At 44.8% G+C, this 6,130-nt stretch carries 7 protein-coding genes; 5 read left to right on the top strand and 2 right to left on the bottom strand.

Features of this window, described 5'->3' with window-relative positions:
- Positions 1-101: 101 nt before the first annotated feature.
- Positions 102-521, bottom strand: coding sequence for a nucleoside-diphosphate kinase (locus ABIX36_RS24395; RefSeq protein ID WP_348084780.1), 420 nt, complete (start codon positions 519-521; stop codon positions 102-104).
- Between the two features lie 141 nt (positions 522-662).
- On the opposite strand from ABIX36_RS24395, the gene ABIX36_RS24400 reads away from it, so the two are divergent.
- Genes ABIX36_RS24400 through ABIX36_RS24420 form a run of 5 tightly spaced genes read left to right on the top strand, consistent with a single transcriptional unit; the run spans position 663 to position 5,538 of the window.
- A complete protein-coding gene (locus tag ABIX36_RS24400; protein ID WP_348084781.1) occupies positions 663-1,673 on the top strand; it encodes a DHH family phosphoesterase in 1,011 nt (336 codons plus the stop codon).
- An 8-nt stretch (positions 1,674-1,681) separates the two neighbouring features.
- Positions 1,682-2,656 (top strand): FKBP-type peptidyl-prolyl cis-trans isomerase, encoded by a 975-nt coding sequence (locus tag ABIX36_RS24405; RefSeq protein ID WP_348084782.1) that lies wholly within the window; start codon positions 1,682-1,684, stop codon positions 2,654-2,656.
- A 50-nt stretch (positions 2,657-2,706) separates the two neighbouring features.
- The gene (locus ABIX36_RS24410; protein ID WP_348084783.1) at positions 2,707-3,675 is read left to right on the top strand and encodes an FKBP-type peptidyl-prolyl cis-trans isomerase; all 969 of its coding nucleotides are present in this window, start codon (positions 2,707-2,709) and stop codon (positions 3,673-3,675) included.
- Positions 3,676-3,722: 47 nt separating this feature from the next.
- Entirely contained in the window at positions 3,723-4,490 is a 768-nt protein-coding gene (locus tag ABIX36_RS24415) for a TatD family hydrolase (RefSeq protein WP_348084784.1), read from the top strand.
- Positions 4,491-4,518: 28 nt separating this feature from the next.
- Positions 4,519-5,538: an asparaginase gene (locus ABIX36_RS24420; protein WP_348084785.1), complete on the top strand. Its 1,020-nt coding sequence runs from the start codon at positions 4,519-4,521 to the stop codon at positions 5,536-5,538.
- A 108-nt stretch (positions 5,539-5,646) separates the two neighbouring features.
- On the opposite strand, the gene ABIX36_RS24425 is transcribed toward ABIX36_RS24420, so the two are convergent.
- Positions 5,647-6,130, bottom strand: a 484-nt coding sequence (locus ABIX36_RS24425) for a DUF2807 domain-containing protein (protein ID WP_348084786.1), incomplete at its 5' end; no start/stop codon positions are given.

Consider the following 6,130-nt stretch of genomic DNA (forward strand, 5'->3'; position numbering starts at 1 on the left):
AACAACGTAAAGTTAAAAACAAATATTGTACAAAGCAAGGTCAAATAAAAATAAACCGGCTGTAATAAACAGTATTACAGCCGGTTGAAGTATGCCAGTTGTTAGAATTTTTCGAAAGCCGAGAAGAAGAAACTGCCTTCAATTTCAGCGTTTTCGTCAGAGTCAGATCCGTGCACAGCGTTTGCCTCGATAGATTTTGCAAACAGGTTACGGATGGTGCCTTTATCAGCTTTAGATGGATCGGTAGCGCCAATTAAAGCACGGAAATCCGCGATAGCGTTATCTTTCTCTAAAATAGCCGCAACGATAGGGCCCGATGACATAAAGCTTACCAGGTCGGCATAAAAACCGCGCTCGCTGTGTACCGCGTAAAATTCGCCGGCTTTTTGCGCGCTTAATGCTGTGTATTTTAGCGCTACTATCTTAAAACCTGCTTTGGTGATATGATCTAAAATAGCGCCAATGTGGCCGTTGGCAACTGCATCCGGCTTTATCATTGTAAATGTTCTGTTGGTTTTCATTTTTTGGAGTTAATCTCTTAATTAGATTATTAAAATTGGCGCAAAAATAGCGTTTTACAACTGAAACATAAAGCTTTTACTGCTAAATAAGCTGTTTGTATTTAATTAATTTATTTAGCTTTGCACTTCTTTTTAAAATTGATGTTGGATTTAGCCTCGCTTACGGAACTTTTAGCTCAGCCCCAAAAAATAGTTATTACTACCCATCACAAACCCGATGGTGATGCTATGGGGTCGTCGTTAGGGTTGTATAATTATTTAATACAACTTGGGCACCACGCTACTGTTATTGCCCCAACAGATTATCCCGACTTTTTAACCTGGATGCCTGGTAACGAAGAAGTAATGATCTACACCGAGCATACCGAAGAAGCTGCCGTTTTGATTGCAGACGCGGATATCATTTTCTGCCTCGATTTTAACAGCCTCAGCCGCATCAACCAAATGGGCGAACTTGTTGGTGCAAGCAGTGCCTATAAAGTAATGATAGACCATCACCTGGAACCACAGGATTTTGATGATTACCGTTATTGGGATATTAAGGCTTGTGCTACCGCGCAGCTGGTGTACACCTTCATCGCAAACGAGCTTGGCCGCAAAGATTTGATAGATAAAGACGTAGCCACCTGCTTATATACAGGCATCCTTACCGATTCCGCCTCCTTCCGTTTACCAAACACCACATCAGATGTGCACCGTATAGTTGCCGAACTGATAGACTGCGGCGCGGTAAACTGGCGCATCCACGAATTGATATACAACAGCGCATCAGAAAACCGCTTGCGCTTTATAGGGCATTGCCTGGCCAACTGCCTGGAAATACTGCCCGAATACAATACCGCCATAATTGCCGTTAGTAAAACAGATCTTGCTAAGTTTGATGTTAATACAGGCGATACCGAGGGCATCGTAAATTATGCCTTATCTATAGCCAGTATAAAACTGGGCGCGTTCATCGTAGAGCGAAACGATATGGTAAAACTATCGTTACGAAGCAAAGAAGAGTTCCCGGCAAACGAAATTTGTAAAAAATATTTCAACGGAGGCGGGCATCGCAACGCGGCCGGCGGGCAATCAAATGAGAGCTTTGAGGCCGTAGTACAAAAATTTAAATCAATATTACCAGACTATAAAAAACTATTAATACAGTAAAAACTAAAATGAGGAAAAATGTAATGCTTATCGCGCTTGCAACTATAGGGTTAGCAAGTTGTAAAGGTGGATTTAAACAGGCCGAAGGTGGTTTGTTATATGATATAACCGTAGATAAATCGGGCCCAACCATTAAAACAGGCGATTTTATGAGCCTGAATCTTGTATTGAAAACTGAAGGCGATTCGGTTGTATACAGCACTTACGAAACCGGCCGCCCGGTATTGGCACCAATGCCAAAAGAGCAGAAAAAAGGTGATATAACTACCGGTTTCCTGTTGCTTAGCGAAGGGGATAGCGCAACCTTTAAAATGAACATCGATTCAGTATTTAAAAAAGGCCAGCCAAAACCTCCCGGCGTCAAAGGCAAATACATTATTTACAATGTTAAAGTAGATAAAGTAATTGCACGTGGAAACCTTAGCGAAGTTGTTTTCCAGGGCCGTATATCCGAGTTTGTTAAAGCACAGTCTGACGTGATCAGGAAAGCAGAGCCGGCAAAAATTAAAAAGTATGCTGCCGACAATAAGCTAACCACCCAGGTTACACCATCGGGCCTAACCTACCAGATAACTACCCCCGGTACAGGTGCTAATATTGCAAAAGGCGATACCGCTGTTGTAAATTACACCGGCACATTACTAAACGGTAAAATGTTTGATAGCAGCCTGAAAGAGAATGCTGCTCAGATTGCCAAGGACACCAAGCAACCTGCAGACCCGCGCAGACCTTTTGCGCCAATGCACCTTGCAGTAGGCGAAGGCAAAGTAATAAGAGGCTGGGACGAAGGTTTGCTATTGTTAAATAAAGGTGCAAAAGCAACTTTTGTGATCCCATCAGACCTTGGTTGGGGCGAACAAGGCGCGCCGCCAATGATCCCTGCTTTTGCAGTTACCGTGTTTACTGTAGAAGTTGTTGACATTATTCACGCAAACCCGAACGCTCCAAAACCTGCGGCACCACAACCGCCGACATTTAGATAATATTTAACCCCAATACAGCCTTCCGTTTTAAAACGGAAGGCTTTTTTATTATGAAAAAAGCTATTTATACATTGTTGCTGCTTACCGGTTTCGCAGTAACAGCCAATGCACAGGGCTTCAAAACCCTTCCAAGCGGCGTACAGTACCAGATACTTACCCCAAACACCGGCGAAAAAGTTAAAGCGAGCGATGTGGTTACCTTCCACGTTACCCAACGCACTGATAAAGATTCGATACTTTTTAGCAGCTACAAAATAGGGCAGCCTGTTAAAGTACAGGCGCAACCGTCGCGCAACCCCGGTGACCTGATGGATATTTTGCCTTTACTGGCCGTTGGCGACAGCGCCATTGTGAAAATACCGGTAGATACCATTTTTAAAGGTAACGATGCACAGCGTCCGGCTTTTTTAGCTAAAGGCGGCAACATTTTATGCACCGTAAAAATTGTACAGATCCAAACATTAGCTGATGCGATTGCCGAGCGTAACGCAGGGGTTGCTAAATTAAAAGCAGCCGAAGGTACCCAAGGCGATGCCTACATTAAAAAACACGGCCTGGTTACAAAAGTTACCCCATCAGGGCTGCGTTATGTGATCACCAAAGCAGGTGTTGGCCCTTACGCGCGTAAAGGCGACTCCTTAGCGGTACACTATGCCGGGCGTTTAACCACCGAAGAGGTGTTTGATACCAGCATTGAAGCAGTAGCTAAAGCCGCCGGTACCTACCAGCAAGGGAAACCATACCAACCGCTTACATTTGTACTTGGTGTGCAGCCGTTAATTGCCGGCTGGGTAGAGGGTTTGCAGTTGCTTAACAAAGGCGCGAAAGCGACCTTCATCATCCCATCGGCCATTGGTTACGGCGAGCAGGGCAGTGGTATTATAAAGCCGTATAGCACATTGGTGTTTGATGTGGAGATGGTTAATATTACACCGGGCAAACATCCGGTAGTAAAACCTGCTGTCACTAAAGGTAAAACACCGCTTAAAAAGCGACCAATTGTAAAAAAGAAAAATTAATAAGCATAAAACGCCTCCCGAAACGGAGGCTTTTTTATTTTTGCAGCATGGTATTAACAGATACGCATACTCATTTGTATTACGAAACTATCGATACAAAACGGCAGGCCTTGATGCAGCGCTGTTTTGACAACGATGTTACCCGGCTGTTTTTGCCAAACGTTGATGCAGCTTCCATCCCCCTGATAGCCGACTTGCTGGAAGCTTACCCCGACAATTGCTTTGCCATGCTTGGTTTGCACCCCTGCTCGGTAAAAGAAGACTGGGAGCACCAACTTATGCTGATGCAACCTGCACTTCATCAGCATAAAATGTACGCTATTGGCGAAATAGGGATAGACCTTTATTGGGATAAAACCCTGCTGGCAGAGCAAACTCATGCCTTTAAACTCCAGATAAAGTGGGCCAAACAGTTAAAGTTACCCATAGTGATCCATTGCCGCGATGCTTTTGATGAAGTTTACGAAGTGCTGCTGCAAGAGCAGGACGAGCACTTACGCGGCATATTCCACTGCTTTAGTGGCACGCTGGAGCAGGCCCAAAAGGTTATTGCCCTCGGTTTTTATTTGGGGATAGGCGGCGTTGTAACGTATAAAAACGCAGGGTTAGACAAATTCTTACCGCAAATTGACCTAAAGCATATCGTTTTAGAAACTGATTCTCCGTATCTTACCCCTGTTCCGTACCGAGGTAAACCTAACGAAAGCTCTTATTTAACATACATAGCCCAAAAGGTTGCGGAACTGCATCAAGTTACTGTAGAAGAAGTGGCAAACACCACCACCGAAAATTCTAAACGGATTTTCGGGGTATAATTATTTATTAAAAGTATAAACCTGAGCAATGAGCCAAATACTGATCATCTATACCGGCGGCACTATTGGTATGATGACCGACCCGATAACCAAAGTACTTGTACCCATCAATTTTGAGCAGATAATGGATAATGTGCCCGAATTGGAGAAGCTTAACTGTAAAATTAAGGTTCATTCGTTCGAGCAGATCATCGATTCATCAAACATGAACCCGCAGGTTTGGAGCGAGTTGGCCGGATTGATAGAAGCCAGCTACGACGAGGTGGACGGCTTCGTGATTCTGCACGGTTCGGACACCATGGCGTACACCGCATCGGCGTTGAGTTTTATGCTGCAAAATTTAGATAAGCCCGTAATCTTCACCGGTTCGCAGCTGCCCATTAGCGCCGTACGCACGGATGCCAAGGAAAACCTGATGACGGCCATTGAAATTGCCAAAGCCAAAAAGAACGATAAAAGCCGCGTACCCGAAGTTTGTATCTATTTTGATTACAAATTGTTCCGTGGTAACCGCGCGTTTAAATATAACTCCTCCAAGTTCGAGGCGTTCCGCTCACCCAACTATCCTATCCTGGCCGAATCGGGCGTGCACCTGCGTTTCAGCGCGAATGACATCCGCCAGCCGGGCGAAGGCCCCCTAAAGGTGCATAACAACCTGGTAAGCGATGTAGCCGTACTTAAACTGTATCCCGGCATCAGCCCCAAAGTGGTAGAAACCATTTTAGGCGCGGATGTACGCGGCATTGTAATGGAAACCTTCGGCGCGGGCAACACCACTACCGACCAATGGTTCATCGACCTGCTGAAAGCCGCGATAGACGCCGGAAAAGTTATCCTGGATATTTCCCAATGTAAAGTGGGAACCGTAGAACTCGGCCGCTATGAAACCAGTAAGGAGCTCAAAGATATGGGCATAGCCAGCGGATTCGATATGACCTTTGAAGCGGCAGTTACCAAAATGATGTACCTCCTCGGCGAAATAGACGACCCGCTGGAAGTGAAACGCTGTTTGGAAAAAGATCTGAGAGGCGAATTAACGGAGTCGTAAATCCTTCCCCACTGTCAAACCAAAATATTTATTGTTAATCCGCAAAAAAGCCACCGTTTACGCGGTGGCTTTTGACTTAATATATGTTGAACTTTTGCAAAAGTATACTTACAGGACGGCTATTTCTGCTTTAGCCGGGGTAAACTTGTTGGTGATTTTTTCTGTTTTGCTGGTTGCAGCTAAATCGGTGTTGTTAACGGTTGCAGACTGGTCACGAACCAATGTGTACTCATTCACGTTACCGGTAACATCCGCTTTAGCGCGGTCGTTTACGGTGATGTTTGCTTTGTAAGCGTCAAGGTTCAGTTTTGCTGAAGCATTGTTGTACAGGTTAACATCAAGGTCTATCTTAGACAGGTTACCGAAAGATTTTACTTCGGCATTATCATAAGCAGAGATGCTGCGCAGGTCGGCGGCTGTAACCCAAACCACTAATGTTTTAGCGTTGTATGACGCAATGCGCAGTACACCGTTCTCGTTTTTAACCATTGCACTTTCAGCATAGTAACGGTTGTAAACTTTTACCTGGTCGGCAGTACCATCTGATACGAACAGTTGCACATTACCGCGGATCTCTATTTTGTTGATCTGG

The sequence above is a fragment of the Mucilaginibacter sp. genome (assembly GCF_039925265.1).
Lineage (GTDB): Bacteria > Bacteroidota > Bacteroidia > Sphingobacteriales > Sphingobacteriaceae > Mucilaginibacter.

What these genes read in the sequence shown, in the direction of transcription:
- ABIX36_RS24395 (WP_348084780.1), bottom strand. Translation starts at nt 521, where the DNA reads ATGAAAACCAACAGAACATTTACAATGATAAAGCCGGATGCAGTTGCC.
- ABIX36_RS24400 (WP_348084781.1), top strand. Translation starts at nt 663, where the DNA reads ATGTTGGATTTAGCCTCGCTTACGGAACTTTTAGCTCAGCCCCAAAAA.
- ABIX36_RS24405 (WP_348084782.1), top strand. Translation starts at nt 1,682, where the DNA reads ATGAGGAAAAATGTAATGCTTATCGCGCTTGCAACTATAGGGTTAGCA.
- ABIX36_RS24410 (WP_348084783.1), top strand. Translation starts at nt 2,707, where the DNA reads ATGAAAAAAGCTATTTATACATTGTTGCTGCTTACCGGTTTCGCAGTA.
- ABIX36_RS24415 (WP_348084784.1), top strand. Translation starts at nt 3,723, where the DNA reads ATGGTATTAACAGATACGCATACTCATTTGTATTACGAAACTATCGAT.
- ABIX36_RS24420 (WP_348084785.1), top strand. Translation starts at nt 4,519, where the DNA reads ATGAGCCAAATACTGATCATCTATACCGGCGGCACTATTGGTATGATG.